The sequence below is a fragment of the Bradyrhizobium sp. genome (assembly GCF_030697065.1).
Taxonomy (GTDB): domain Bacteria; phylum Pseudomonadota; class Alphaproteobacteria; order Rhizobiales; family Xanthobacteraceae; genus Bradyrhizobium.
On record NZ_JAUYQU010000236.1, the window covers coordinates 1 to 24,555 of the forward strand.

The 24,555-nt window shown below is 64.7% G+C and carries 29 protein-coding genes; 8 read left to right on the top strand and 21 right to left on the bottom strand.

Going from position 1 to position 24,555, the window contains the following annotated elements; all coding sequences use genetic code 11:
- The 9 genes from Q8R73_RS18600 to sdhC all read right to left on the bottom strand — a co-directional run.
- A partial coding sequence (locus Q8R73_RS18600) for a hypothetical protein (protein WP_305721042.1) occupies nucleotides 1-186 on the bottom strand: 186 nt, incomplete at its 3' end.
- Nucleotides 187-323: 137 nt separating this feature from the next.
- Nucleotides 324-602 carry a hypothetical protein gene (locus Q8R73_RS18605; protein WP_305721014.1) on the bottom strand — a complete coding sequence of 93 codons (279 nt, stop codon included), beginning with the start codon at nucleotides 600-602 and terminating at the stop codon, nucleotides 324-326.
- Nucleotides 603-1,091, bottom strand: a complete 489-nt coding sequence (locus tag Q8R73_RS18610; RefSeq protein WP_305721015.1) for a pyridoxamine 5'-phosphate oxidase family protein — start codon at nucleotides 1,089-1,091, stop codon at nucleotides 603-605.
- Nucleotides 1,092-1,163: 72 nt separating this feature from the next.
- The gene (locus Q8R73_RS18615; RefSeq protein WP_305721016.1) at nucleotides 1,164-1,550 is read right to left on the bottom strand and encodes a VOC family protein; all 387 of its coding nucleotides are present in this window, start codon (nucleotides 1,548-1,550) and stop codon (nucleotides 1,164-1,166) included.
- 27 nt (nucleotides 1,551-1,577) lie between these two features.
- Nucleotides 1,578-2,405, bottom strand: coding sequence for an FkbM family methyltransferase (locus tag Q8R73_RS18620; protein WP_305721017.1), 828 nt, complete (start codon nucleotides 2,403-2,405; stop codon nucleotides 1,578-1,580).
- A gap of 157 nt (nucleotides 2,406-2,562) precedes the next feature.
- Nucleotides 2,563-3,345 carry a succinate dehydrogenase iron-sulfur subunit gene (locus Q8R73_RS18625; protein ID WP_305721018.1) on the bottom strand — a complete coding sequence of 261 codons (783 nt, stop codon included), beginning with the start codon at nucleotides 3,343-3,345 and terminating at the stop codon, nucleotides 2,563-2,565.
- 107 nt (nucleotides 3,346-3,452) lie between these two features.
- Nucleotides 3,453-5,315: a succinate dehydrogenase flavoprotein subunit gene (sdhA, locus tag Q8R73_RS18630; protein ID WP_305721019.1), complete on the bottom strand. Its 1,863-nt coding sequence runs from the start codon at nucleotides 5,313-5,315 to the stop codon at nucleotides 3,453-3,455.
- Nucleotides 5,316-5,318: 3 nt separating this feature from the next.
- Complete coding sequence (gene sdhD / locus Q8R73_RS18635) at nucleotides 5,319-5,693, bottom strand: succinate dehydrogenase, hydrophobic membrane anchor protein (RefSeq protein WP_371126129.1); 375 nt, start codon at nucleotides 5,691-5,693, stop codon at nucleotides 5,319-5,321.
- 38 nt (nucleotides 5,694-5,731) lie between these two features.
- Nucleotides 5,732-6,130: a succinate dehydrogenase, cytochrome b556 subunit gene (gene sdhC / locus Q8R73_RS18640; RefSeq protein WP_305721021.1), complete on the bottom strand. Its 399-nt coding sequence runs from the start codon at nucleotides 6,128-6,130 to the stop codon at nucleotides 5,732-5,734.
- Between the two features lie 242 nt (nucleotides 6,131-6,372).
- Here sdhC and Q8R73_RS18645 point away from each other — a divergent pair, with 242 nt between their 5' ends.
- The gene (locus Q8R73_RS18645; RefSeq protein ID WP_305721022.1) at nucleotides 6,373-7,227 is read left to right on the top strand and encodes a sulfite exporter TauE/SafE family protein; all 855 of its coding nucleotides are present in this window, start codon (nucleotides 6,373-6,375) and stop codon (nucleotides 7,225-7,227) included.
- A 147-nt stretch (nucleotides 7,228-7,374) separates the two neighbouring features.
- Here the strand turns inward: Q8R73_RS18645 and Q8R73_RS18650 are convergent, their stop codons facing one another.
- On the bottom strand, nucleotides 7,375-8,889 hold the full coding sequence (locus tag Q8R73_RS18650) for a malonyl-CoA synthase (RefSeq protein ID WP_305721023.1): 1,515 nt from the start codon (nucleotides 8,887-8,889) through the stop codon (nucleotides 7,375-7,377).
- A 121-nt stretch (nucleotides 8,890-9,010) separates the two neighbouring features.
- Between Q8R73_RS18650 and Q8R73_RS18655 the strand changes: the two genes are divergently transcribed.
- From Q8R73_RS18655 to Q8R73_RS18670, 4 genes are all read left to right on the top strand, one after another.
- The gene (locus Q8R73_RS18655) at nucleotides 9,011-9,772 is read left to right on the top strand and encodes an SDR family oxidoreductase (protein ID WP_305721024.1); all 762 of its coding nucleotides are present in this window, start codon (nucleotides 9,011-9,013) and stop codon (nucleotides 9,770-9,772) included.
- A 345-nt stretch (nucleotides 9,773-10,117) separates the two neighbouring features.
- Nucleotides 10,118-10,702, top strand: coding sequence for a fasciclin domain-containing protein (locus Q8R73_RS18660; RefSeq protein ID WP_305721025.1), 585 nt, complete (start codon nucleotides 10,118-10,120; stop codon nucleotides 10,700-10,702).
- A gap of 187 nt (nucleotides 10,703-10,889) precedes the next feature.
- Nucleotides 10,890-11,522, top strand: a complete 633-nt coding sequence (locus Q8R73_RS18665; RefSeq protein ID WP_305721026.1) for a cytochrome b/b6 domain-containing protein — start codon at nucleotides 10,890-10,892, stop codon at nucleotides 11,520-11,522.
- A 21-nt stretch (nucleotides 11,523-11,543) separates the two neighbouring features.
- Complete coding sequence (locus Q8R73_RS18670) at nucleotides 11,544-12,329, top strand: molybdopterin-binding protein (RefSeq protein WP_305721027.1); 786 nt, start codon at nucleotides 11,544-11,546, stop codon at nucleotides 12,327-12,329.
- A 94-nt stretch (nucleotides 12,330-12,423) separates the two neighbouring features.
- Here Q8R73_RS18670 and Q8R73_RS18675 read toward each other — a convergent pair whose 3' ends face one another.
- From Q8R73_RS18675 to Q8R73_RS18685, 3 genes are all read right to left on the bottom strand, one after another.
- Entirely contained in the window at nucleotides 12,424-13,302 is an 879-nt protein-coding gene (locus tag Q8R73_RS18675; protein WP_305721028.1) for a shikimate dehydrogenase, read from the bottom strand.
- A gap of 19 nt (nucleotides 13,303-13,321) precedes the next feature.
- Complete coding sequence (locus Q8R73_RS18680) at nucleotides 13,322-14,512, bottom strand: YbfB/YjiJ family MFS transporter (protein WP_305721029.1); 1,191 nt, start codon at nucleotides 14,510-14,512, stop codon at nucleotides 13,322-13,324.
- A gap of 104 nt (nucleotides 14,513-14,616) precedes the next feature.
- Nucleotides 14,617-15,480: a DMT family transporter gene (locus Q8R73_RS18685; RefSeq protein ID WP_305721030.1), complete on the bottom strand. Its 864-nt coding sequence runs from the start codon at nucleotides 15,478-15,480 to the stop codon at nucleotides 14,617-14,619.
- A 247-nt stretch (nucleotides 15,481-15,727) separates the two neighbouring features.
- Between Q8R73_RS18685 and leuB the strand changes: the two genes are divergently transcribed.
- Nucleotides 15,728-16,840: a 3-isopropylmalate dehydrogenase gene (gene leuB, locus Q8R73_RS18690; RefSeq protein WP_305721031.1), complete on the top strand. Its 1,113-nt coding sequence runs from the start codon at nucleotides 15,728-15,730 to the stop codon at nucleotides 16,838-16,840.
- 214 nt (nucleotides 16,841-17,054) lie between these two features.
- Here the strand turns inward: leuB and Q8R73_RS18695 are convergent, their stop codons facing one another.
- Together Q8R73_RS18695 and Q8R73_RS18700 are read right to left on the bottom strand one after the other, a co-directional pair.
- On the bottom strand, nucleotides 17,055-17,435 hold the full coding sequence (locus tag Q8R73_RS18695; RefSeq protein WP_305721032.1) for a hypothetical protein: 381 nt from the start codon (nucleotides 17,433-17,435) through the stop codon (nucleotides 17,055-17,057).
- A gap of 205 nt (nucleotides 17,436-17,640) precedes the next feature.
- Nucleotides 17,641-18,438: a hypothetical protein gene (locus Q8R73_RS18700; RefSeq protein WP_305721033.1), complete on the bottom strand. Its 798-nt coding sequence runs from the start codon at nucleotides 18,436-18,438 to the stop codon at nucleotides 17,641-17,643.
- Between the two features lie 138 nt (nucleotides 18,439-18,576).
- On the opposite strand from Q8R73_RS18700, the gene Q8R73_RS18705 reads away from it, so the two are divergent.
- Nucleotides 18,577-19,611 (top strand): aspartate-semialdehyde dehydrogenase, encoded by a 1,035-nt coding sequence (locus tag Q8R73_RS18705; RefSeq protein WP_305721034.1) that lies wholly within the window; start codon nucleotides 18,577-18,579, stop codon nucleotides 19,609-19,611.
- Nucleotides 19,612-19,770: 159 nt separating this feature from the next.
- On the opposite strand, the gene Q8R73_RS18710 is transcribed toward Q8R73_RS18705, so the two are convergent.
- Nucleotides 19,771-20,418, bottom strand: coding sequence for a carbonic anhydrase (locus tag Q8R73_RS18710; protein ID WP_305721035.1), 648 nt, complete (start codon nucleotides 20,416-20,418; stop codon nucleotides 19,771-19,773).
- A gap of 97 nt (nucleotides 20,419-20,515) precedes the next feature.
- Here Q8R73_RS18710 and Q8R73_RS18715 point away from each other — a divergent pair, with 97 nt between their 5' ends.
- Complete coding sequence (locus Q8R73_RS18715) at nucleotides 20,516-21,388, top strand: CoA ester lyase (RefSeq protein WP_305721036.1); 873 nt, start codon at nucleotides 20,516-20,518, stop codon at nucleotides 21,386-21,388.
- A gap of 178 nt (nucleotides 21,389-21,566) precedes the next feature.
- On the opposite strand, the gene Q8R73_RS18720 is transcribed toward Q8R73_RS18715, so the two are convergent.
- From Q8R73_RS18720 to Q8R73_RS18740, 5 genes are all read right to left on the bottom strand, one after another.
- A complete protein-coding gene (locus Q8R73_RS18720) occupies nucleotides 21,567-21,911 on the bottom strand; it encodes a c-type cytochrome (RefSeq protein WP_305721037.1) in 345 nt (114 codons plus the stop codon).
- A 32-nt stretch (nucleotides 21,912-21,943) separates the two neighbouring features.
- Entirely contained in the window at nucleotides 21,944-22,357 is a 414-nt protein-coding gene (locus tag Q8R73_RS18725; RefSeq protein ID WP_305721038.1) for a hypothetical protein, read from the bottom strand.
- Between the two features lie 69 nt (nucleotides 22,358-22,426).
- A complete protein-coding gene (locus tag Q8R73_RS18730; protein ID WP_305721039.1) occupies nucleotides 22,427-23,248 on the bottom strand; it encodes a hypothetical protein in 822 nt (273 codons plus the stop codon).
- A 31-nt stretch (nucleotides 23,249-23,279) separates the two neighbouring features.
- Entirely contained in the window at nucleotides 23,280-23,885 is a 606-nt protein-coding gene (leuD, locus tag Q8R73_RS18735; RefSeq protein WP_305721040.1) for a 3-isopropylmalate dehydratase small subunit, read from the bottom strand.
- An 88-nt stretch (nucleotides 23,886-23,973) separates the two neighbouring features.
- Nucleotides 23,974-24,372 carry a metallopeptidase family protein gene (locus Q8R73_RS18740; RefSeq protein ID WP_305721041.1) on the bottom strand — a complete coding sequence of 133 codons (399 nt, stop codon included), beginning with the start codon at nucleotides 24,370-24,372 and terminating at the stop codon, nucleotides 23,974-23,976.
- Nucleotides 24,373-24,555: the final 183 nt, after the last annotated feature.

The following is a 24,555-nucleotide window of genomic DNA, read 5'->3' on the forward strand; positions in this document are numbered from 1 at the left end:
CGCGGGCCTCGGCTTGGGTTTTCCATCCGGACCAAGTTCATCCTTGGCCTGCGCGACCACGATGGGAGCGGTTTGCGCGTGCGATGAAGGTGCAGCGAATTGCATTGCCGTAAGCGCTGTCGTGGCGAGCAGCACGAGGCGAAGATGTGTCATGATGGTTGGGACCCCGGGAATGGAAAACAACATGGGCAATCAACGAACAAGCGTTGGGCCGGATTGTGGCGGCCTGCGATGGCGCGGTTGCATTTATTTCAATGCCTGCAGCGTCTGAAGGCGCGATTATTCATGGCGCATTCAGACGCTGGTTGTGAACGCAGTGGTAGTTACATCGTTCCCTGCGGCAGGTCGGATTCACCCGGAATCACGTCGGGCTGTGATCCCGGCAAATCGGCAGTCGCGGGATTGGGGGTGGTCGGACCCGCCGGTCCCCGCACCGGCAACTCCTCGGGAGTTTGTCCGGGCAACTCCTCGGGGCGCGGCGGCGCGCCGGGTTCGTGCATCGGCGGCGGCACGTCCGGCTGCGGATTGCCCGGCGGGCTTTCCAGCGGCGGCTCGGTCGGCTGGCCGGGCTTGATCGGCGGGTTCTCCAGCGGATCGGCCATTTACATCGCCACCTTGTGGTTGTCGCCGAGCTCCGGACGGGTGCCGGTAACGGCCGCGGTCGCCATCTTGACGTAGCTGATGACTGTGCCCGGGGAATCCCAGAATTCGGCATCGTCGGGCGTGAATTTCAGCACGCGGATGTTGGGATCTTCGGCCGAATCCCACCATGCCTTCGCGGGGGTGGAAAACAGTTGCTTGATCTTGGCGCGGTCGTTGGAGACGACCGCGGTGCCGCTGACCGAAACGTATTTCTGGTCACCGGCGTCGGCGAACGACAGGTTGACGTTCGGATTTTGTGCGATCTCGTCATCCTTGTGACGGCGCACGTCGGTCAGGAAATAGATCGCGTTGCTCTCTCGCTCGAGAAAAGCGCTCATTGGCCGGGCGCGAAGCTTGTCGCCGTCGCGCGTGACCAGCATCGCAAAGCCGATTTTCTTCATCAAATCCCAGGCGCGGTCGATGTCGCGGGATGTATTGTCATTGGCCATGTTGTCGCTCCATTGTGCTGGAGCGACAACGGCGGCGATCCCGCGATGTTCCGCCTGACGAAGGGGAACCGGTCAACCCGGCGCGTGGCAGACGGCTTCGATGTTGTGACCATCGTGATCGAGCACGAAGGCGCCGTAATAATCGGGGTGATAGTGGGCGCGGATGCCGGGCGCGCCATTGTCGCGTCCGCCGGCCGCCAGCGCCGCGTGGTAGAAGGCGTCGACAGTCGCGCCGTCTTTGGCGACGATCGCGACATGCAGCGGCTTGTTCAGGCCGCCTTCGCCGCCGATCCAGAAATCCGGCTTGCCATCGGCGCCGAACCCCGCGGCGGCGGCACCGTCGTTCTGCTCCTGCGTCACTTCCATCACGAGGCTGTAGCCGAGCGGCGCCAGCGCCTTCAGATAAAAGGCCTTGGCGCGCGCATAGTCGGAAACCGGAAAACCGAGATGGTCGATCATCAGAATCTCCTGCGGTGGACGTGACGGTTATGGCTTCAGCAGCAGCGTGTTGCTGCGGGTCTTGCCGGCCTCGACGTAACCTCGCGCGCGCATGTCGGCAAGGCAGTCCTCCAGCCATTCGTCGCGCGACAGATGCTCGATCACGACCGCGCGCGGCCACAGCGAGGCCGGCGCCTGCTTGAAGAAGCCGGTCAGCACGCGGTCCTCGAAACCCTCGACGTCGATCTTCAAGGCGTCGATCTGCGGCACACCGGCCTCATCGAGGATGCGTTGCAGCCGCAGCGCCGGCACCCTCAGGGCATGGCCGGCGGGCTGGCCTGTTACGATGTGGCTGGCGCCGAGATTGTCGCCGTCGGTCTCGATAAGGAGCTCGCCGTCGGCAGGTCCCGCGGCCGCGGCCACCAGCGTCACCTGTGTGGCGCCGGATGCCTCGCGGTTGAATTTGAGCCGCGCATGGGTCACCGGATGCGGCTCGATCGCGATCACCTTGCCCTGGGCGCCGACCTGACGCGCCAGCGCCAGCGCATAGGTGCCGACATTGGCGCCGACATCGACGAACACGCCGCCGGCCGGGGTGTGGGCGCGCAGGAAATCCAGCTCCTCGGCATTGTAGTCGGGATTGAACAGCGCGCCGCGCTCGGTGGCGCTGGCCTGGTGGTAGAATCGGAACGACGCGCCCTGGTACGGCACGTCGAGCGGCCCGCCGCGCATCAGATTGACCAGCCGCGACAGCATCGGGCGGAACGCGCCGCGTTTCAGCCGCGAGCGCTGCGCCAGCGCGATGATCGCGGCCTGCGCGGCATTCGGCGCAAACGCGCCGAACGGCGCGGGGGCAGGGTCGTTGGCGGGTTTCAAACCGATTTCCTCGATAACGGCGGAAGCGGCGCATCCATAGCCGGTTTTGCACGCGGCACCAACGTTGCGGTCGTCATCCCCGCGGAACGGCTGCGTCGTTATCGCTGAAGGTGCGAGCCTTTTCGGCGAACCTCGCAGGATGGAAACGGGACCAAATCTAGATCTGCCGCTCGACCAGCTTCAGCTTTAGCTCGGCGATCGCCTCGGAGGGGTTGAGACCCTTGGGGCAGGCCTTGGCGCAGTTCATGATGGTGTGGCAGCGATAGAGCCGGAACGGATCCTCGAGATTGTCGAGCCGATCGCCGGTGGCTTCGTCGCGGCTGTCCTTGACCCAGCGCGTCGCCTGCAGCAGCGCGGCCGGGCCGAGGAAGCGGTCGCTGTTCCACCAGTAGCTCGGGCATGAGGTCGAGCAGCAGGCGCACAGAATGCACTCGTAGAGGCCGTCGAGCTTTTCGCGGTCCTCGTGGCTCTGCCGCCATTCCTTCTGCGGCGTCGGCGTGGTGGTCTTCAGCCACGGCTCGATCGAGGCATATTGCGCGTAGAAATTCGTCAGGTCCGGCACCAGGTCCTTGACCACCGGCTGGTGCGGCAGCGGATTGACCTTGACCGCGCCGTCCTTCACGTCGTGCATCGACTTGGTGCAGGCCAGCGTGTTCTGGCCGTCGATATTCATGGCGCAGGAGCCGCAGACGCCCTCGCGGCAGGAGCGGCGGAAGGTCAGCGTCGGATCGATGTGGTTCTTGATCCAGATCAGGCCGTCGAGCACCATCGGCCCGCAGTCGTTGATGTCGATGTGATAGGTGTCGATGCCGGGATTCTTGCCGTCGTCCGGGTTCCAGCGATAAACCTTGAACTCGCGCGTCTCGGTCGCGCCCACAGGCTTCGGCCACACCTTGCCGCCGGTGATTTTTGAATTTTTCGGAAGCGCGAATTCAACCATTCTTCTCACCTTTCGTCATTCCGGGATGATCCGAAGACCAGACCCGGAATCCCGAGATTCCGGGTTCGATGCTGCGCATCGCCCCGGAATGACGGCTGCTTTTCCTGTCAATACACCCGCGCCTTCGGCGGGATGTACTGGACGTCGTTCGTCATCGTGTAGTCGTGCACCGGGCGGTAGTCGATCGCGGTTTTGCCGCCGTCGTCGATCCAGGCCAGCGTGTGCTTCATCCAGTTCTTGTCGTCGCGGTCCGGAAAATCCTCGCGGGCGTGGGCGCCGCGGCTTTCGGAGCGGTTGGCGGCCGAATCCATCGTCACCACCGCCTGCACGATCAGATTGTCGAATTCCATGGTCTCGACCAGGTCGGAATTCCAGGTCAGCGAACGGTCGGTCGTGGCGATGTCGCCGATGCCGCCATGCACCTTGTGGATCAGGTTCTGGCCCTCGGTCAGGATGTCGCCGGTGCGGAACACCGCGCAATTGTTCTGCATCACATGCTGCATGCTGTCGCGCAGCTTTGCGGTGGGCGTGCCGCCCGAGGCGTAGCGGTAATGGTCGAGCCGGCTCAGCGCCTTGTCGGCGGATCCCGCCGGCAATTCCGGCTGGCTGCCGTTCGGCGTCAGCTTTTCGGCGCAGCGAAGTGCGGCGGCGCGGCCGAACACCACGAGATCGATCAGCGAATTGGAGCCGAGCCGGTTGGCGCCATGCACGGAGACGCAGGCGGCTTCGCCGAGCGCCATCAGGCCGGGCACGGTGGCATTGTCGTCGCCGTCCCGCTTGGTCAGCACTTCGCCGTGATAATTGGTGGGAATACCGCCCATATTGTAGTGCACCGTCGGCGTGATCGGGATCGGCTCGCGGGTGACGTCGACATTGGCAAAAATCTTGGCCGATTCGGAAATGCCCGGCAGCCGTTCCTGCAGCACCCTGGGATCGAGATGGTCGAGGTGCAAATAGATGTGGTCTTTCTTCTTGCCGACGCCGCGGCCTTCGCGGATCTCGATGGTCATCGAGCGCGAGACCACGTCGCGCGAGGCGAGATCCTTGGCGGAAGGCGCATAACGCTCCATGAAACGTTCGCCTTCGGAATTGACGAGATAGCCGCCCTCGCCGCGCGCACCCTCGGTGACCAGACATCCGGCGCCGTAAATCCCGGTCGGATGGAACTGGACGAATTCCATGTCCTGCAGCGGCAGCCCGGCCCGCAGCACCATGCCGCCGCCGTCGCCGGTGCAGGTATGCGCCGAGGTGCAGGAGGCATAGGCGCGGCCATAGCCGCCGGTGGCGAGGATCGTGGTCTGGGCGCGAAAGCGGTGCAGCGTGCCGTCGTCGAGCTTGAGCGCGATCACGCCGCGGCAGACGCCCTGGTCGTCCATGATCAGGTCGATGGCGAAAAATTCGATGAAGAATTCCGCGGAATGGCGCAGCGCCTGGCCGTACATGGTGTGCAGCATGGCGTGACCGGTGCGGTCGGCGGCGGCGCAGGTGCGCTGCGCCTGGCCCTTGCCGTAGTCCAGCGTCATGCCGCCGAACGGCCGCTGATAGATCTTGCCGTCCTCGGTGCGCGAGAACGGCACGCCCCAATGTTCGAGCTCGTAGACCGCCTGGGGCGCGTTGCGCACCATGTATTCGATGGCGTCCTGGTCGCCCAGCCAGTCCGACCCCTTGACGGTGTCGTACATATGCCAGCGCCAGTTGTCCTCGTGCATGTTGCCGAGCGCCGCCGAAATGCCGCCCTGGGCGGCCACCGTGTGCGAGCGGGTCGGAAACACCTTGGTGATGCAGGCGGTGCGCAGTCCCGCCTCGCTGCAGCCGACGACGGCGCGCAGGCCGGCGCCGCCGGCGCCGACGACCACGACGTCGTAGGTGTGATCCTCGATCGGATAGGCGTGGCCATTGGTGGCAAAGGTCCCGCTGCCGCCGGCGCCGTTACCCTGGCCGGTTCCCTTGCCATTTCCGCCGCCGGCCATGGGCTAAACTCCAGATGAAAGTTTGAGGATGGCGTAGATCGAAGCCAGCGCTACCGCGACCGAGAAGAAGTTGTTGGCCATCACGCTGGCGAGCTTCAGCTTCTCGTTATGGATGTAATCCTCGATCACCACCTGCATGCCGATCTTCATGTGCCAGGCGCTGGCGACGATGAACAGCAGCAGGATGATCGCGATCGGCAGCGAGCCGAGAATCTGCGCGGCGCCGGCCTGGTTGCGGCCGAGCAGCATCAGGACCACGACGATCACGGGCACGATCAACAGCGTCATCGCCACCGCGGTAATGCGCTGGCGCCAGAAATCGGTGGTTCCGGAATGCGAAGAGCCGAGGCTGCGGACGCGGCCCAGCGGGGTGCGCATCGATGGCGGCTTGGGCGATCCGTGCGACTCGTTGATGCTCATCGTCCGCCTCCGATCGCATAGGCGGCGATCCATACCAGCACGGTCAGCGAAATGCCGCCGATCAGCGCGCCCCAGGTCAGTGCTTCACGCTCGTTCGCCTTGAAGCCGTAGCCGAGGTCCCAGACCAGATGCCGGAGCCCCGACAGCAGGTGATGCATCAGCGCCCATGTGTAGCCGAACACGATCAGCTTGCCGATGATGCTGCCGGTAAAGGCCTGCACATTGGCGTAGGCGCCGGGGCCGGAGGCTGCCGCTATCAGCCACCAGGCCAGCAGCAGGGTGCCGAAATACAGCGCAATGCCGGTGGCGCGATGCACGATGGACAGCGCCATCGTCAGGGTCCAGCGGTAGACCTGCATATGGGGCGAAAGGGGTCGTTCGATCCTGGCGGTCATCGGCGGCTTTGAAAGTTGGCGGGCCGGCGCGGGGCCCTGGGGGATCGCTGTAGACAAATTCTATTTACGAACTCGAAACAGTGAGCGCAACGACGAAATCGCCAAATGCGAACCACGGTTCACACCTATGGATGTGCCCTGCAATTGTGGGCGTTGACAAGGTCCATGGGCGCTGATGGCTGGTATACCTGAAGCACGATTCATGAACGCGGCGAACCGGCCGCGCGAGCGGGGGACCCAAGATGGCAATCGCTGGGCTTGATGTCAGAGAGCTTGCCGAGCTGGCGTTTCTGCTGGTGGCGGTGGGGGCCCTGGCGGGCTTTCTCGCCGGCCTGTTCGGGATCGGCGGCGGCGCCATCCTGGTCCCGGTTTTCTACGAATGCTTCCGGCTGGCCGGCGTCCCGCTCGAGGTGCGGATGCCGCTCTGTATCGGGACATCGCTCGCCATCATCATTCCGACCTCGATCAGCTCGTTTCGCGCCCATTACCTCCGGGGCGCCGTCGACATGACGATTGTCCGGCAATGGTGGCTGCCGGTCGTGATCGGCGTGATCGCCGGCGGCATCACCGCGCGGTATGCGCCGGAGCGTCTGTTCAAGATCGTGTTCGTGATAGTTGCGTATTCGGCCGCAACCCGGCTGCTGCTGGCGCAAGCGAGCTGGAAGTTCGGCGAAGATTTTCCAAAGGGGCCGCTGATGAAGCTGTACGGCTTCTTCGTCGGGCTTCTGTCAACCTTGATGGGTGTCGGCGGCGGGCTTTTCCTGAATCTGCTGATGACCTTCTACGGCCGGCCGATCCATCAGGCGGTTGCGACCTCCTCGGCGCTGGCGGTGCTGATCTCGATTCCCGGCGCCATCGGCTATGTCTACGCCGGCTGGCCGGCCGCCATGCAGTATCCCGAGGTTGCCGCGCTGCAATTGCCGTTCGCGATCGGTTACGTCTCGCTGATCGGCGCCGTGCTGGTGATCCCGACCGGCCTGTTGACCGCGCCGCTCGGGGTGAAAGCCGCGCATTCGATGTCGAAACGCACCCTGGAAGTGGCGTTCGGCTGCTACCTGCTGATCGTCGGCAGCCGGTTTTTGATCAGCGTGCTGTAATGGCTTCGGCTTCGCGCCGCACCGCGCCGACCTCATCCTGAGGAGCCGCGCGCCTTCGCGCGGCGTCTCGAAGGATGGCCGCGGGCCGTGTGCCAGATGGTTCGAGACGCGGCGAAGCCGCCGCTCCTCACCATGAGGGGGTGGAATTTACTTCGCATAAATCTTCGCGTAGGTGTCGCGCAAAATATTCTTCTGTACCTTGCCCATGGCGTTGCGCGGCAGTTCATCGACCACGATCACCCGTTTCGGCATCTTGAACTTTGCGAGCCTTCCGTCGAGCGCCTTCAGCACCGCGGCCTCATCGACCGCAGCGCCCTTGTCGCAGACCAGCACGGCGGTGACGCCTTCGCCGAAATCGGCGTGCGGCACGCCGATCACGGCGGATTCGATCACGCCCGGCATGGCGTCGATCTCGCTCTCGATTTCCTTCGGGTAGACGTTGAAGCCGCCCGAGATCACCAGATCCTTGCCGCGGCCGAGAATGTGCACATAGCCCGACGCGTCGATCTTGCCGAGATCGCCGGTGATGAAAAATCCGTCGTCGCGGAATTCGGCTTTGGTCTTCTCCGGCAAGCGCCAGTAGCCCTTGAACACGTTGGGGCCCTTGACCTCGATCATCCCGATGCTTTCGGCTCCGAGGACCTTGCCGGTCTCGGGATCGGTGACCCGCACCGCCACGCCGGGCAGCGCATGGCCGACGGCGCCCGGCACGCGCTCGCCGTCATAGGGATTGGAGGTGTTCATGTTGGTTTCGGTCATGCCGTAGCGCTCCAGCACGGCATGTCCGGTGCGCGCAAACCATTCGCGGTGGGTGTCGGCGAGCAGCGGCGCCGAGCCTGAAACGAACAGCCGCATGTGCCGGGTCGCTTCCCTGGTCAGCCCGGGGCTTTGCAGCAGCCGCGTGTAGAACGTCGGCACGCCCATCATCACGGTGGCGCGCGCCATCAGCCTGATGATGAGATCCGGATCGAATTTCGGCAGGAAGATCATCGCGGCGCGCGCGAACAGCGTGACATTGCTGGCCACGAACAGGCCGTGGGTGTGATAGATCGGCAGCGCGTGGATCAGCACGTCCTTGTCGGTAAAGCGCCAGCAATCGACCAGCGAGAGCGAATTCGACGCCAGATTGTCGTGCGTCAGCATCGCCCCCTTGGAACGTCCGGTGGTGCCCGAGGTGTAGAGGATCGCGGCGAGATCGTCGTCGGCGCGGTCGATGGTCTCGAAATCCGCCTTCACCGAGGCGGCGGCCTGCGTCAGCGATCCCTGGCCATCGGCGTCCAGCGTCTCGACCCCGGCGCCGATCCCGGCCGCGATCGCGCCGATGCCTTCCGCCTTCGCGGGGTCGCACACGACCAGCGATGGTTCGGCGTCGCCGATGAAATATTCCAGCTCGTTCAGCGTATAGGCGGTGTTGAGCGGCAAATAGACCGCGCCGGCGCGAACCGCGGCCAGATAGAGCACTAGGCCCGCTACCGACTTCTCGGTTTGCGCTGCAACGCGGTCGCCGGGCTTGACCCCTCTGGACACCAGCACATTCGCCATCTGTCCGGCGCGGGCCATCAGATCGCCATAGCTGATGTGTTGCCCGTCGGCCGTCTCGATCGCCAGGCGCGAGGGATCGTCGAGGCCGTCGAACAGGCGGGAAAACAGGTTGGCGTTCATGATGGTTTTCTGGGCTGCGTTGATGCAACATTGCGGGAGGGGCGGACGCGGCACAGGCGCCGCGGCAATCCAGTGATTCAATAGCAAAAGCGCCCTTCACAAAGCAACGGAGACAGTTTGCATGTCAAATAACGGGAAACGCGTAGCCTGGGTGACCGGTGGCGGCAGCGGTATCGGCGAAGCGGGCGCGGAAGCCCTCGCCGCGGATGGCTGGACGGTGGTGGTTTCGGGGCGCCGCAAGGATGCGCTGGACGCGGTGGTGGCGAAGATCACTGCCGGCGGCGGCAAGGCCGAGGCGATCGTGCTCGATGTCAGCAGGTCCGATGACGTCACCAAGGCCGCGGATCAGATTCTCGCCAAGCACGGCCGCATCGATCTCCTGGTCAACAGCGCCGGCATCAACGTGCCGAAGCGTTCCTGGGCCGACATGGAACTGGACGGCTGGAACAAACTGGTCGAGATCAATCTCAACGGCGTGCTGTACTGCATGCGCGCGGTGCTGCCGGCGATGCGCAAGCAGCAGGACGGCTGCATTATCAACGTGGCGTCATGGGCCGGACGTCACGTCTCCAAAATGCCGGGGCCGGCCTACACCACGACCAAGCATGCGGTGCTGGCGCTGACCCATTCGTTCAACATGGATGAATGCGTCAACGGATTGCGGGCGTGCTGTCTGTCGCCCGGCGAGGTCGCAACCCCGATCCTCAAACTGCGGCCGGTGGTGCCGAGCGAAGCCGAGCAGGCGAAGATGCTGCAACCCGAGGATTGCGGCCGCACCATCGCCTTCGTCGCCTCCATGCCGCCGCGGGTCTGTATCAACGAAATCCTGATCAGCCCGACGCATAATCGCGGTTTTATTCAGATGCCCGGTAACAGGGATTAGTTAGTCCGCGCGACCTTACCTCTCCCGCTTGCGGGGGAGGTCGACGCGCGAAGCGCGGCGGGTGGGGGAAATCTCTCGACAGGCGCTCGTGTCCGCTGAAGCGCCCCCACCCCGGCCCTCTCCCGCCAGCGCGGGAGAGGGGGCGCGAAGGTGCAAGTGCCCCACCCCCACGTTCGCCGCCGAAAATAGTTTCAGACATCACGATAAATTTTCCCGCGAAACCCGCCCCAAACCCTCCCGTAACTCGGCCAACGGCGACGCAGTCCGACCCTCACCGGGCAGGCGACGCTGTTGCCCCTTCATCGCCGGCGAACCGCCGGTCACGACAATCACGGGAGACGATCCATGTCCAAGCGTATTGCCCTTTTCTCTGCCGCCGCGTTCGGCGCACTGGCCCTGACCGCCGCCGTCGTTGCGCCCGTCAGCGCACAAGACAAGATGATGAAAAGCGAAATGTCCGGCGAAAAGACCGTGATGGTCGGTGGCGCCGCGATGTTCCCGTCCAAGAACATCATCCAGAATGCCGTCAACTCCAAGGACCACACCACGCTGGTGGCCGCGGTGAAGGCCGCCGGACTGGTCGATACCCTTTCCGGCAAGGGCCCGTTCACGGTGTTCGCACCGACCAACGCCGCGTTCGGCAAGCTGCCGGCCGGTACCGTGGATAACCTGGTGAAGCCCGAGAACAAGGCCACCCTTTCCAAGATCCTGACCTACCACGTGGTGGCCGGGAAGATGGAAGCCGCCAGCCTGACCGACGGCAAGAAGCTGAAGACCGTCGAAGGCGAAGAGCTGACCGTGAAGCTCAAGGACGGCAAGGTCTGGCTCGTCGACGCCAAGGGCGGCACGTCGATGGTCACGATCGCCAACGTCAATCAGTCCAACGGCGTGATCCACGTGGTCGACACCGTGCTGATGCCCGCTTCGTAACACCTTTCGTGTCCTGACCTAGTCCCCGGGATGCGGACAGAAGGCGAGCCGGGGCAACCCGGCTCGCTTTTTTGTGACCGCCATAGGGCGCAGGCATCAACCCGATAGCGCCTTGGCAGTAACGAAGCGCCGGGTTCCGTCGTATAAGGCTGTATCGGCACACCCCTCAGTCATAGCCAGGGAACTCATGTCCAGCCTCGTCGCCCACGACCAGACCACGAAAGCCGAAACGCCGGCAAAAGCGATCCAGCCGGCCTGGGTCCGCATCGTGCACTGGATCAACGCGGTGGCGATGATCCTGATGATCATGTCGGGCTGGCAGATCTACAACGCCTCGCCGCTGTTCGATTTCACGTTTTCGAAGACCATCACGCTGGGCGGCTGGCTCGCCGGCGCGCTGCTCTGGCACTTCGCCGCGATGTGGCTATTGATGGTGAACGGCCTCGTCTATCTCATCCTGGGTCTCGCCACCGGCCGCTTCCGCAAGAAGCTGCTGCCGATCACGCCGGAGGGCGTGATGGCCGACACCAGGGCCGCGCTGACCGGCAAGCTCTCGCATGCGGACCTGACGAAATACAATTATGTGCAGAAGCTGCTCTATGCCGGGATCATCGTGGTCGGCATCCTCGTCGTGCTGTCGGGGCTGGCGATCTGGAAGCCGGTGCAGCTGCAATATCTGACCGCGCTGTTCGGCGGCTACGAGGCCGCGCGTTACGTTCACTTCTTCTGCATGGCGGCGATCGTTGCATTCATGGTGGTGCACGTCGCGCTGGCGCTGCTAGTGCCGAAAAGCCTGCGCGCCATGATCATCGGACGCTGAACCAATTCGAGGAGCAACATCATGGGCCGACTTCGCTCGCTTCTGATCCCCGGTGTCGACAAGCAGTTGCTGGTCAGGGACGCCACCAAACTGATGCCCGATCTGGCGCGACGGCGCTTCATCGCCGGCGGCGCCAGCCTCGGCGCGCTGACGTTCCTGACCGGCTGCGATGTGACCGACAGTTTTTCGGCGGAGTCGATGCTGACGCGGATCTCGAAATTCAATGACGGCGTGCAGGCCGCGATCTTCAATCCCAACACGCTGGCGCCGACCTTCCCGGAAAGCGCCATTACCAGCCCGTTCCCGTTCAACGCCTATTACGCGCTCGACGACGCTCCCACCATCGACGGCAGGGAGTGGAAACTGGAGGTGCGCGGCCTCGTCGACAACAAGAAATCATGGACGCTGGAGGAGCTCTATCGGCTGCCGCAGGTCAAGCAGGTGACGCGCCATATCTGCGTCGAGGGCTGGAGCGCGATCGGAAGCTGGACCGGCACGCCGCTGCGCGATTTCCTGAAACTGGTCGGCGCCGACACCCGCGCCAAATATTGCTGGTTCCAGTGCGCCGACGTCGATGGCTACAACTCGCCGCTCGACATGCCCACTGCGCTGCATCCGCAGACCCAGATGACGTTCAAGTTCGGCGACGAGATCCTGCCGCGGGCCTATGGCTTCCCGATGAAGATCCGGGTGCCGACGAAGCTCGGCTTCAAGAATCCGAAATACGTGATCTCGATGGAAGTCACGAACGACTACAAGGGCGGCTATTGGGAAGACCAGGGCTATAATTCGTTCAGCGGGAGCTAAAGAGCTATCTTTCTTCTCCCCTTCCTCCCGCTGTGTCCGCCGAAGCCGCTTGGCGAAGGCGGGCGAAGCGGCGGGGAGAAGAGCCGCGTATAGGCTACGAAGCGGCGTATCTTTTCGCCATCACGGCGTCGAACGCCATTCCGAGTTCGACGATTGACGGCGCCTGTCCCGTGAACAGCTCGAAGCAATCGGCAGCTTGATGGATCGCCAGTTCCCGCCCGGTCATCACGCGGGCGCCGCTGGCCCGGGCTGCCGTCAGCAGCGGCGTCCAGAGCGGTGAATAGACCGCATCGGCGACCCACAGCCCGGCATGCAGCAGGGCGTCGGGAACCGGCGTGCCGACATCGGGCAGCATCCCGACCGGGCTCGCGTTGACCACGCCCGCGACGTCGCGCAGCGCATGCTCGATATTATCGGCAACGCTGGCGCGGGTCTGGCCGTCGAGCCGGGCGGCAAGCTGCGCGGCCCTGGCGGCATCGCTGTCGAAGATCCGCAGTTCATCGACGCCGAGCCCGGCCAGCGCAAATGCAATCGCCTTGCCGACGCCACCGGCGCCGATCACGGCGACGGCGCCATGCGGAGAAGGCGAGACGAGGTCGGCGATGGCTCGCGCGAAACCGGTCGTATCGGTGTTGTGGCCGATCAACCTGCTGTCGCGGACGACGACGGTATTGACGGCGCCGATCAGGGCCGCGCGCGGCGACAATTCGTCCAGCAGATCGACCACGGCCTCCTTGTAGGGAAAGGTGACGTTGATGCCGGCGAAACCCAGCCGCCTGACACCCTCGAGCAGCATTCTGAGTTCGTCGCGCCCGGCATCGGCGACCTCGATCAATTGATAATGACAATGCAGGCCGAGCGCCGCCGCGGCCCGTTCGTGCATCGCCGGCGAAGCCGAATGCGCGATCGGCGCGCCGAGCAGGCCGGTGAGAAAGCGGCTTGCGGCTGGCGGGCTGGGCGTCGTGGAGTTCATGAGAGCACCCCTGGCCCGCCTATGATTTCCGCGCCAGCCTGGGCTGAAACGCCGTCGCCACCGCGCCGACCGCCAGCATCACCGCCGAGACGTTCAGCGCGTAAGACAGGCTTCCCATCGCGTCGGTGACGGCGCCGACCGCGATCGGCCCGAGCGTCTGTCCGATGCCGAAGGCGATGGTCATCGCCGCGATCGCGGTCGGCCAGGCCGCCGGCGGATAATTGAGGCGGACGAAGGCGGTGGTCGATCCCACCACCGCAAAGAACGCGACGCCGAACACCAGCGCCGATGTCGCCAGCAGCAGCGGCGAATGCCCGAAGATCGGCAGGGCCGCGCCGATCGCGTTGACGCCGAGAATGATGGTGGTCGAGAGCCCGCCGCGGTCCAGCGCCAGCACGCGCCGCCACACCCAGGGCGTCACGAAGGCGCTGAGGCCGATCAGGCTCCAGAACGCACTCTGCGCCGCGGCGCCGCCGCCGGCGTCGCGCACATAGGCGATCATGAAGGTCATGTAGGCGATGTAGCCGGCGCCGAACAGGAAGTAGCCGGCGAGATAGACCAGCACCGGCCGGATCGCGAAGGGCGCGGCGGTCGCGTCGGCGACACCGGCCGCCGAGCTGATCGGCGCCAGCAGCAGCGGAACGGTCATGGCCGCCGCGAGCAATGTCATCGCCCACCATACGATCCACCACGATCCCGGTCCGAACGCCTGCAGCACGAACGGCGCGACCAGTCCGGAGGACAAAATGCCGATCCCGGGCCCGGCGTAGAACAGGCTGAGCAGGAAATTGGCCCGCTCGGGCCGCGATTGCGCGATCGTCGCCGCCAACGCGCCGCCGCCGACAAATCCGGCCGCGGCGCCCAGACCGGCCAAGAGCCGGGCGAAGCTCAGAACGACGAAATTGCCCGAGATGGCGCAGAGCGCCAGCGAGACCACGCAGGCCAGTGTCCCCCAGCGCACCGTGGCCGCCAGTCCGAAACGCCGGATCAGCCGCGAGGCCAGCAGCGCGCCGGCAAGGTAGCCGGCCGCATTGACCGTGTTCATGAAGCCAGCGGCCGAATACGTCCAGACCAGCGCGTCGCGCATGTCCGGCAGCACCAGCGAATAGGCGAAACGGCCGATGCCGAGACCGACCGTGGGCGCCAGCGACAGAATGAGGATCAGCCGCGCGGGATGCGCAGGCGCCGAGGGGCGGTCGGGGGCGTGCAAGGGGTTACTCCGGCTGGCCGGCATTCTGGCAGGCATCATGGCGGTTGCACAGACGCGCCGCCGGCAAGGGTGACTTGCCAATCGCGCAATGCCGCTTCCTTTCGTTATCCGATCAGCACCAGGGCCACGCCCGCCACGGTCAGCGCGGTCCCGGCGACGATCCGGGCCGTGATCCGCACCTGGCGCAGCATGATGGCGCTCAGCAGCACGGTCACCAGCGGATAGACCGCCACCAGCGGCGCCACCAGCGTAATCGGCCCGTGGCGCACGGCGGCAAACAGCGTCAGCGCGCTCAAACCGTTGAGAATCCCTGTCACCGCAAACCAGACCCGGCCGGACCATGGCGCCGCCACGACGAAACTTCCCCGGCGGATGCGTTGAACGGTCAGCACGACCAGTGACGACATGATGTAGCCGATCAGGCAGGCCCACAGCGGGCTGGGCCAGACCTCGAGCCCGAGTTTGACCACCGGCGGGACCACGCCGCGCAGCACCGCGCCGCCGAGCGGCAGCAGCAGCGCCCAGGTCCGCCAGCTGCCGAAGTCGCGCGGCCGCGTCACGGTAATGATCACGGCACCGCCCACCGCAAGCACCAGGCCGGCGAGTTGCAAGCCACGCAGCGGCTCCTGCAGCACCAGGATCGCCAGCGCCACCGCGAACAATGGCGCAAGATTGCCGAGGGTCGAGGTGACCACAGGCCCCAGCGCCCGGTTGGAGGCAAAGGTCAGCAGGGTCAGCAGCGCCGGGAATACCAGGCCGATGGCGGCGAAAATCGGCACCCCGCGCCAGACCACGGGTTCGCCGTAGAGCAGCAGCGGCGACAGCAGCAGGAACAGCAGCGCGAAAGCGGGAACGCTGATCGCGGCGCCCGAGAGCGGCTCGACGCTGCGCAGCCCGAATTGCGTCGTGACCACGCCGGCGCCGAGGCAGGCCGCCGACGCGAACGCAAACAGGATGGCCAGGGTCATGAGGTTCGTCCTGCAAGGCCTTCTTGCAAGCCCTTTTGGCGGTCCGTCCTGGAGCGGCCTTGCCCGCAATTGTCGCCGAAGCAGGCCGCCTTGCCAATCCGCCCCGGGCGCATTAGCACTCCCGCCCACCGTCATTCCGGGGCGCGCGTCAGCGCGAACCCGGAATCTAATCAACCTCTGGATTCCGGATCGCCTCGCGGCGCCCGGCGTCCGGAATGACGAGCAGAGACCTGGCAAGGATCCTTCCATGGCGACCCATAAACTGCTGCTTCTCCCCGGCGACGGCATCGGCCCCGAAGTAATGGCGGAGGTGAAGCGCCTGATCGACTGGCTCGATGCGCAGGGCATCGCCCATTTCGCCACCGAGCAGGGGCTGGTTGGCGGCTCCGCCTATGACGCCAGCAAGCAGAGCATTACCGATGCGACCATGGCGCAGGCGATGGCCGCCGATGCCGTGATCTTCGGCGCGGTCGGCGGTCCGAAATGGGACGGCGTGCCCTATGACGCGCGGCCCGAGGCCGGGCTGCTGCGGCTGCGCAAGGAGCTCGCGCTGTTCGCCAATCTGCGCCCGGCGGTGTGCTATCCGGCGCTGGCGGAAGCCTCCAGCCTGAAGCGCGAGGTGGTCGAGGGCCTCGACATCATGATCGTGCGCGAGCTCACCGGCGGGGTCTATTTCGGCGAGCCCAAGACCATCACCGATCTCGGCAACGGCCAGAAGCGCGCCATCGATACCCAGGTCTATGACACCTACGAAATCGAGCGCATCGCCCGCGTCGCATTCGATCTCGCGCGAAAGCGCCGCAACAAGCTGACCTCGATGGAAAAGCGCAACGTCATGAAGTCGGGCGTGCTCTGGAACGAGGTGGTCACCCAGGTGCATGCGCGCGAATACAAGGACGTGGAGCTCGAACACCAGCTCGCCGATTCCGGTGGCATGAACCTGGTCAAATGGCCGAAGCAGTTCGATGTCATCGTCACCGACAACCTGTTCGGCGACATGCTCTCGGATATCGCGGCGATGCTGACGGGCTCGCTCGGCATGCTGCCCTCGGCCTCGCTCGGCGAGATCGACGTCAAGACCAAAAAACGCCGCTCGCTGTTCGAGCCGGTGCACGGCTCGGCGCCTGACATCGCCGGCACCGGCGCGGCCAATCCGATCGCGATGATTGCCTCATTCGGAATGGCGCTGCGTTATTCGTTCGACATGGGCGAACTCGCCGACAGGCTCGATGCCGCGATCGCGGCAGTATTGGCCAAGGGTCTGCGCACCGCCGACATCAAGTCGGAGGGCACCATTGCGGTGAATACGGCTGAAATGGGCGAGGCGATCCTGAAAGAGCTGCAGGCGCTGCACGCGTAAGCCTCTCAACGATGCCTTTTTCCCCCTCTCCCGCTTGCGGGGGAGGGCCGGGGTGGGGGTCTATCGGCAAATGCGATGTCGAGACGGCACTGGGGATGAGGCAGCCCCCACCCTAACCCTCCCCCGCAAGCGGGAGAGGGGACCGATTTTCGGCCGCCGAACCATCAAAGGCTCGCTTCGGCGGCATACGCGCCATGCGAAGGCGTTTATAGAATCAATACAGCGGGAAGCGCTGCGGATAGCCACCCATGTCCGACGGTGGGTTCAGCGGATGCCGGTCGATCGGACGGTTCAGATTTTCGCGGGCGAACGAGGGGTAGCCGAGCGCCGGCGGGAAGGCGTAATCTTGGAACTTGCGGTCGCCCGGCAGCACTTCGGTGCCGGCGTCGAGCCAGGAGCGGGTGGTGACGTAGACGCGCGTCCGCGGTCCCTGCTGGTAGGAACGGTTGGGGCCGTTCGCGCCGTAATAGGGCCGGCCGTTGCGGTCGTATCGGGTCTGCGCATCGGCCGAAGTCACGTCAAAGCCGATCGCAACGACAGCGGCGGCGGCAAGCAACATCGCAAACTTGGTCACGGCAGGCAATTTCAGGGTCATCAGGTCCTCATGGGCGGCCGGACCGCCATATCCGATTTGCAGCCACCTTAGCCGCACCGGGTCTGTCGTCGCTAGGTCAATTGGGCCACACCCGTTCAAAATAATGCCAGAGGAGCTAAAAAGTTTCATAAAACCAACGCCTTGGGTCTTCTGATCCCCTTCCCACCATGCGCCCTCGCGCGTGGCCGGGGAGGGGAGACGTAAGCTACAGCCGGCCGCGCAGAAGGGGGTCTTGCGCGGCGGTCACCCAATCGGCCGATACGGCGGACGCGGCGGCGGCGCAGCTTCCGCGCTTGAGTTCGGCATGGGCGAACAAGTCGGCCAGTTTGGGGTCGTTTCCGGCCGTCAGCAGCACCAGCCGGTTCAGCAGGCAGGCGATCGCGCCGCGCCGTGCCGGCAGGGTTTCACCCTGGCACGACCAGCCGGAGATCTGCAGGACGGGTTCGTCGATGCGCTTCGCGAAACCAAGGCAGGAGCGCGGGCCGTCGCTTCCGCCGGCGAGGCGGAGCAGCGTCACATGGCCGAATTTGCTGTCGATGACACCGGCGGACTCCAGATCGGACTCCGCGCCCATTCGTGCGGCGAGTTCGGCCGTGACGGGTCCCGATTGGCTCAGTTCGGCGCCGGGGCGATAGATTTCGAGCGCGGCGACCGGCCATGCGCCGGACTGGCCCCAGCGAAGAATGTCCTTGCGGCCGCCCCCGGGATACCGGAGGATCTCATAAGACTCTGTTTCCCCTGACGAATCGAGCCGACTGACGGCAAATGCCGGGTGCGAATGCGAGGCCACGCTCCAGCCCGCCGGCGCGGCCGGCTCGGCGGCGGCAATTGCGGGCAACCGGTCCCAAAGATAGACGGCGCCGATGGCAAGCAGCCCCAGCGCTCCCACATAGGCAATGAGGCGCGCCAGCGTGCCGCAGCATTCGTCGGCAAAGCTGGTCAGCGCCGGGTGTATCCTGTGCGGGTAATATGAATCGGCAGCAGAAGCCAAAAACGATCGCATCAAAACGCCCGGGCAAGGCCGAGTTGCGAGGGAAACTCGGGTGTAACGTTGTCTTGAGGGCGTTTCTCGCATAGAAGCGCTGCCTCTTCCCTTTCCGCTTCGGGCGGCGGGTGAGCATTTTTCGTCGGAGAGTGAACGATGGGTTACAAAGTCGCGCTGGTCGGAGCGACCGGCAATGTCGGGCGGGAAATGCTCAACATCCTGGACGAACGCAAATTTCCGGCTGACGAGGTGGTGGCGCTGGCCTCGCGCCGCAGCATGGGCGTCGAAGTGTCCTATGGCGACCGCACCCTGAAATGCAAGGCGCTCGAGCATTTCGATTTCTCGGATGTCGATATCTGCCTGATGTCGGCGGGCGGCGCGGTGTCGAAGGAATGGTCGCCGAAGATCGGCGCCGCCGGCGCGGTCGTGATCGACAATTCGTCGGCGTGGCGGATGGATCCGGACGTGCCGCTGATCGTTCCCGAGGTCAACGCGGATGCGGTCGCTGGTTTCACGAAGAAGAACATCATCGCCAACCCGAACTGCTCGACCGCACAGCTCGTGGTGGCGCTGAAGCCGCTGCACGATCACGCCGTCATCAAGCGTGTCGTGGTCTCGACCTATCAGTCGGTGTCGGGCGCCGGCAAGGAGGCCATGGACGAGCTGTTTTCGCAGACCAAGGCGGTCTACACCAACAGCGAGCTGGTCAACAAAAAATTCCCCAAGCGTATCGCCTTCAATGTCATCCCCGAGATCGATGTGTTCATGGAGGACGGCTACACCAAGGAAGAGTGGAAGATGATGATGGAGACCAAGAAGATTCTTGATCCCAAAATCAAGCTGACCGCGACCTGCGTGCGGGTGCCGGTGTTCGTCGGCCATTCCGAAGCCGTCACCATCGAGTTCGAGAACCCGATCTCGGCCGACGAGGCGCGCGATATCCTGCGCAATGCGCCGGGCTGCCTCGTGATCGACAAGCACGAGCCCGGCGGCTACGTCACCCCCTATGAAGCCGCCGGCGAAGACGCCACCTATATCAGCCGCATCCGTACCGATCCCACGGTGGAGAACGGCCTCGTGCTGTGGTGCGTGTCGGACAATCTGCGCAAGGGTGCGGCGCTGAACGCGGTGCAGATCGCCGAATGCCTGATCAACCGCAAGCTGATCAGCGCGAAGAAGAAGGCGGCGTAACTGCTTCTTCCCTTCTCCCCGTGTGGGAGAAGGTGGCGCGAAGCGCCGGATGAGGGGTTCTATCCGCGGGCAAACTATCTGTTGAGGCAACCCCTCACCCGTCTCAATCGCGCGTTGCGCGATTGATCCACCCTCTCCCACAAGGGGAGAGGGGAAGAATCACTCCGCCGCCTCTACCCCCACGCTGTGAAATTCCTTCGCCTCCTGGTCGAGCAGGAACAGCGAGCCCTCGGCGACGCCGAAATAGGCGCCGTGCAGGTTTAACGCGCCCTTTTCCACCTGCGTGCGCACGAATGGGAACGTCATCAGGTTCTCGAGGCTGCGATGGATCGCGGCCTTCTCGATTCTGATGGTGAATTCCTGCATCGATTCGCGCTCGCGCTGCGCGACCACTTCGCCGGGCTTGATGAACATCGCCATCCACCGGCCGATGAAATCGCCGGGCGACAGCGGCTCGATATCGTCGATGAAGGCGCGGATGCCGCCGCATTGGGCATGGCCGAGCACCACGATGTGCTGGATGCGCAGCACGTTGACGGCATATTCCAGCGCCGCCGAGACGCCGTGGGCGCCGCCGTCGGGCTGATAGACCGGCACCAGGTTGGCGACGTTGCGCACCACGAACAATTCGCCGGGGCCGGCATCGAAGATCACTTCGGGCGAGACCCGGGAATCGCAGCAGCCGATCACCATTACCGCCGGCGACTGGCCGCGTTCGGACAATTCGCGGTAGCGCGACTGTTCGGTCGGCAGCCGCTGCGAGGTGAAGGTCAGGTAGCCTTCAATCAGATGTTTCGGGAATGACATGCGGGTTGCTAACCATATGGCGCTGACCGGAACAAGCCTTTCGGCGGCGCTGCCAAGATGTTATCGCGGGAAACGCGAAAGTTGAAGGGAACCCGCCATGATCCGTCCGCGCCGCAGCCTGCTGTTCATGCCGGGGTCGAATGCGCGGGCGCTGGAAAAGGGCCGCAATCTCCACGCCGACGGCCTGATCCTCGACCTCGAGGATTCGGTAGCGCCCGACGCCAAGGCGATGGCGCGCGACCAGATCGGGGCCGCCGTCGCCGCCAAAGGGTTCGGCCGGCGCGAGGTGCTGATCCGCGTCAACGCGCTGGATTCGCCGTGGTGGATCGATGACCTCGCAATGGCCGGCAGGGCGCGGCCCGACGGCATTCTGGTGCCGAAGATTTCCAGCGTCGCGGATCTCGCCACCATCGCCGATCGCCTCAACGATATCGGCGCGGACATCTCGATCCGGGTCTGGGCCATGATCGAGACGTCGCGCGCGGTGCTGCATGCCGAGCAACTCGCCGCGGCCGCGCGCGAAGTGCGGCTGGCCGGCTTCGTGTTCGGGCCGAACGATATTTCGCGCGAGACGCGGATCCGGATGCTGCCCGGACGCGCGGCGATGATCCCGATGATCACGCACTGCATCCTCGCCACCCGCGCCCACGGTCTCGAAATTCTCGATGGACCCTACAGCGATTTCAGCAATGTCGACGGGTTCGGCCAGGAATGCGCGCAAGGCCGCGATCTCGGCTTCGACGGCAAGACGCTGATCCACCCCGGCCAGATCGACGCCTGCAACGCCATCTTTACACCGCCGGCGCAGGAAGTCGCCCACGCCCGCAAGATCATCGCGGCGTTCGAACGGCCGGAAAACGCCGCGCGCGGCGCGATCTCGCTCGACGGCCAGATGGTGGAACGGCTGCACGCCGACATGGCCAGGCGCACCATCGCGATATCGGACGCGATCGCGGCGATGGCGCATTGATTCTTCGCTTCTCCCCTTGTGGGAGAAGGTGGCAGCCGAAGGCTGCCGGATGAGGGGCTCTATCCGCGGAGACAGACCCCTCACCCGTCACGAACGCGCTCCGCGCATTCGTGCCACCCTCTCCCACAAGGGGCGAGGGGAAGAAGAATCATGTTTATGACGTATAGTCCCGGCGGATCTAATTCCGCTTCAGGCTCAGGATGTAGTTCACGAGGCTGTCGCTCTCATCCGGCTTGAGGATGAGATTCGGCATGGTCGGATGGCTGGTCTGCAGGAACACCTTCAACGAAAGCGCGGTGGTCGAGGACCGGTTGGCGATCGCCGTGAAATCCGGCGGGCCGCTGCTGGCGCCCGCGGTCGCCGGCTCGATCGAATGGCAATCCTTGCACCAGGCGTCGGCCAGACGTCGCCCCGTCGCGCTGTCGGCGGACGCGCCTCCGGCATTGTGCAGCCGGATCAGGAACAGCGCCGCCAGCGCAATCGCGGCGGCCAGCACCACGCGTATCCAGACCGTGCGCGACATTTTCATTGATCCAATGGCCCTCGGCGCCAGTCTTATTGCTTCCCCGGCAGGTCCAGGCTGTCGATGGTGGGCGCGTTGAGGCAATATCCCTGATAATGCTCGGCCGAAGTGCCGGCGGCGAGATCGCGGTCGCATTGCCGCTTGCTGGCGCACATCGCGCAGACCCGCTCCATGTCGCGCAGCACCAGGGGTTCGGTGCGCGCCAGATCGGCCTCGTCGATACCGAGCGCCTTGAGCAGTTGGGGCAGTTCATCTGCGGCGTGCGGGCCGCGGTGGATCAAGGAATCGAGCTCGCCGGGAGAGACCCGCAAATCGCCGGCGATGCGGTCGAAATCGGTCGTGTCCATCCGGCGGATTTCGCTGAGGTCCTGACGGTGCCTCAGCCAGTCTGCAAAGGTCTTGATCAGCGCCTCGACGCGGGGAAACGGGTGCTCTTGGATGCTCATGGGTGCCTCCGCCAGGTAGCAGGATTTCACCCATATGAGCGCAAACGGGTAACGGGTCGTTGCGGTAGATCAAACGGGCTGGCGGGCCTGCTCGCCAGAGCTGGAGTCCCCAAACCGCTCCACGGCCCAGGCATAGAGGCTGCCGGGAACCGGCGGCTGGTTGCCGCGGCCCTTCGGCGAAACATGCAGCCCCGTGACGTCGGGGTCGCCGATCAGGGCCGAAAAATCGGAAGGATCGAAGAACAGTCTCGGTTCGGCATGGACGGCGTAGAACGATTGCTTCGGCAAGGCGTAGCCGAGTTCGCCGCTGCGGGCGGCCAGCGCGGTCAGCGCCGCCGGACCGAAGATCGCGACGCGAATGTCGGCGACCCGGTTCGATTTGCCGCGCAGCTTGCGCAGGGCGAAGACCAGCCGGTGCCGCAGCGCCAGCCAGTCCGGCGTCAGCTCGTCCTGCTGCATCAGGGCTTCGAACGCCATGACGATGGGATCGTCCGGCGGCAGATAGAGCACGGAGTTGCCGAGCTGGCGCGGGCGTTCCCAGGCGAAAAACGGCTTTGCGGGATCGATCTCGACCGGCCTCAGCAGCAGCACGTCGGCGTCGAGCCACAGCCCGGCGCGCTGCGCCATCAACCGCATCCGGAAAAAATCCGAGAACTGCAGCGTGGTCCAGTCGCGCCAGCTGCCGTCCGGCTGCGGCGGGCGAAGCCGTTCGGAGAAGGCGTGCGGCAGGACCGCTTCGGCCCCGGCATTGCCGACGCCGTCGGGCAAGCCCGCCAGCGGCTCGAAACTGTAGACGGTGACGTTATGGCCGGCCGCGACCTGCGAGCTGAGGCAGGTCCGGCGCAGTCGATCGAGCGGGCCATGCCAGAAGGTGACGATGTCGGGCCGCATGCGTCACCCTGGCAGGCATTCGGAAAATCGATCAGGCCCAGGCGCGCGCGGTCTTGGCCTTTTCCTCGTAGGCGTCGATCGAGGCTTTCTTTTCCATGGTGAGGCCGATGTCGTCGAGGCCGTTCATCAGGCAGTGCTTGCGGAATGGATCGATCTCGAATTTGACCGTGCCGCCGTCGGGGCCGCGGATTTCCTGTTTCCCGAGGTCGATCGACAGCGTCGCGTTGGCGCCGCGCTCGGCATCGTCGAACAATTTGTCGAGGTCGTCCTGGCTGACCCGGATCGGCAGGATGCCGTTCTTGAAGCAGTTATTGTAGAAGATGTCGCCGAACGAGGTCGAGATCACGCAGCGGATGCCGAAATCCAGCAGCGCCCAGGGCGCGTGCTCGCGGCTCGATCCACAGCCGAAATTGTCGCCGGCGACCAGGATCTTGGCGTTGCGGTAGGCCGGCTTGTTGAGGATGAAATCCGGGTTCTCGCTGCCGTCGTCCTTGTAGCGCTGTTCCGAGAACAGCCCGGTGCCGAGGCCGGTGCGCTTGATGGTCTTCAGGTACTGCTTCGGGATGATCATGTCGGTATCGACATTGATGATCTTCAGGGGTGCGGCGACACCTTCCAGCGTGGTGAACTTGTCCATCGGTTGCACTTCCCGGGCAGGGGGTTGGGTTGGCGGTGGTTTATCGCGAATGCGCCTCGCATTAAAGCGAAAACCGCCTGACAAAGCCCTAATCGGCCTGCGCCTCGATCGCTTCCATATCGTCGTCCGAGAGCCCGAAATGGTGACCGATTTCGTGGATCAGGACATGGCGGATGATGTGGCCCAGCGTCTCCTCATGCTCGGCCCAGTAATCCAGGATCGGGCGGCGGTACAGCCAGACCATGTTGGGCAGCCGGGCGATATCGTTGTTGCTGCGAAACGGCAGCCCGATGCCCTGGAACAGGCCGAGCAGGTCGAATTCGCTCTCCGCTTTCATTTCCTCCAGCACCTCGTCGGTGGGGAAATCGTCCACGCGCAGGATCACGCCCTCGCACAGGGCACGAAAGCCCTTGGGCAGGCGCTCGAAGATCTCGTGCGCCATGGCCTCCATCTCGTCCAGCGACGGCGCTTTTGCTGTTGTCCACATCGGTGTTCGTTATAGCGTTTTCGAGCGAAGCAGGTACCGGTTCGCATGAATAAAACGCGTCAGACAGCGACTCCGCGGGTTCCCCCGGCATGCCTGCCGGTTTGCGGCCCCGAATGAGTTGACCTCGGCGCGGCAATCGGAGACGTTGCGGCCACCAATTGGCTTGAGGCGGGATGATGCGGA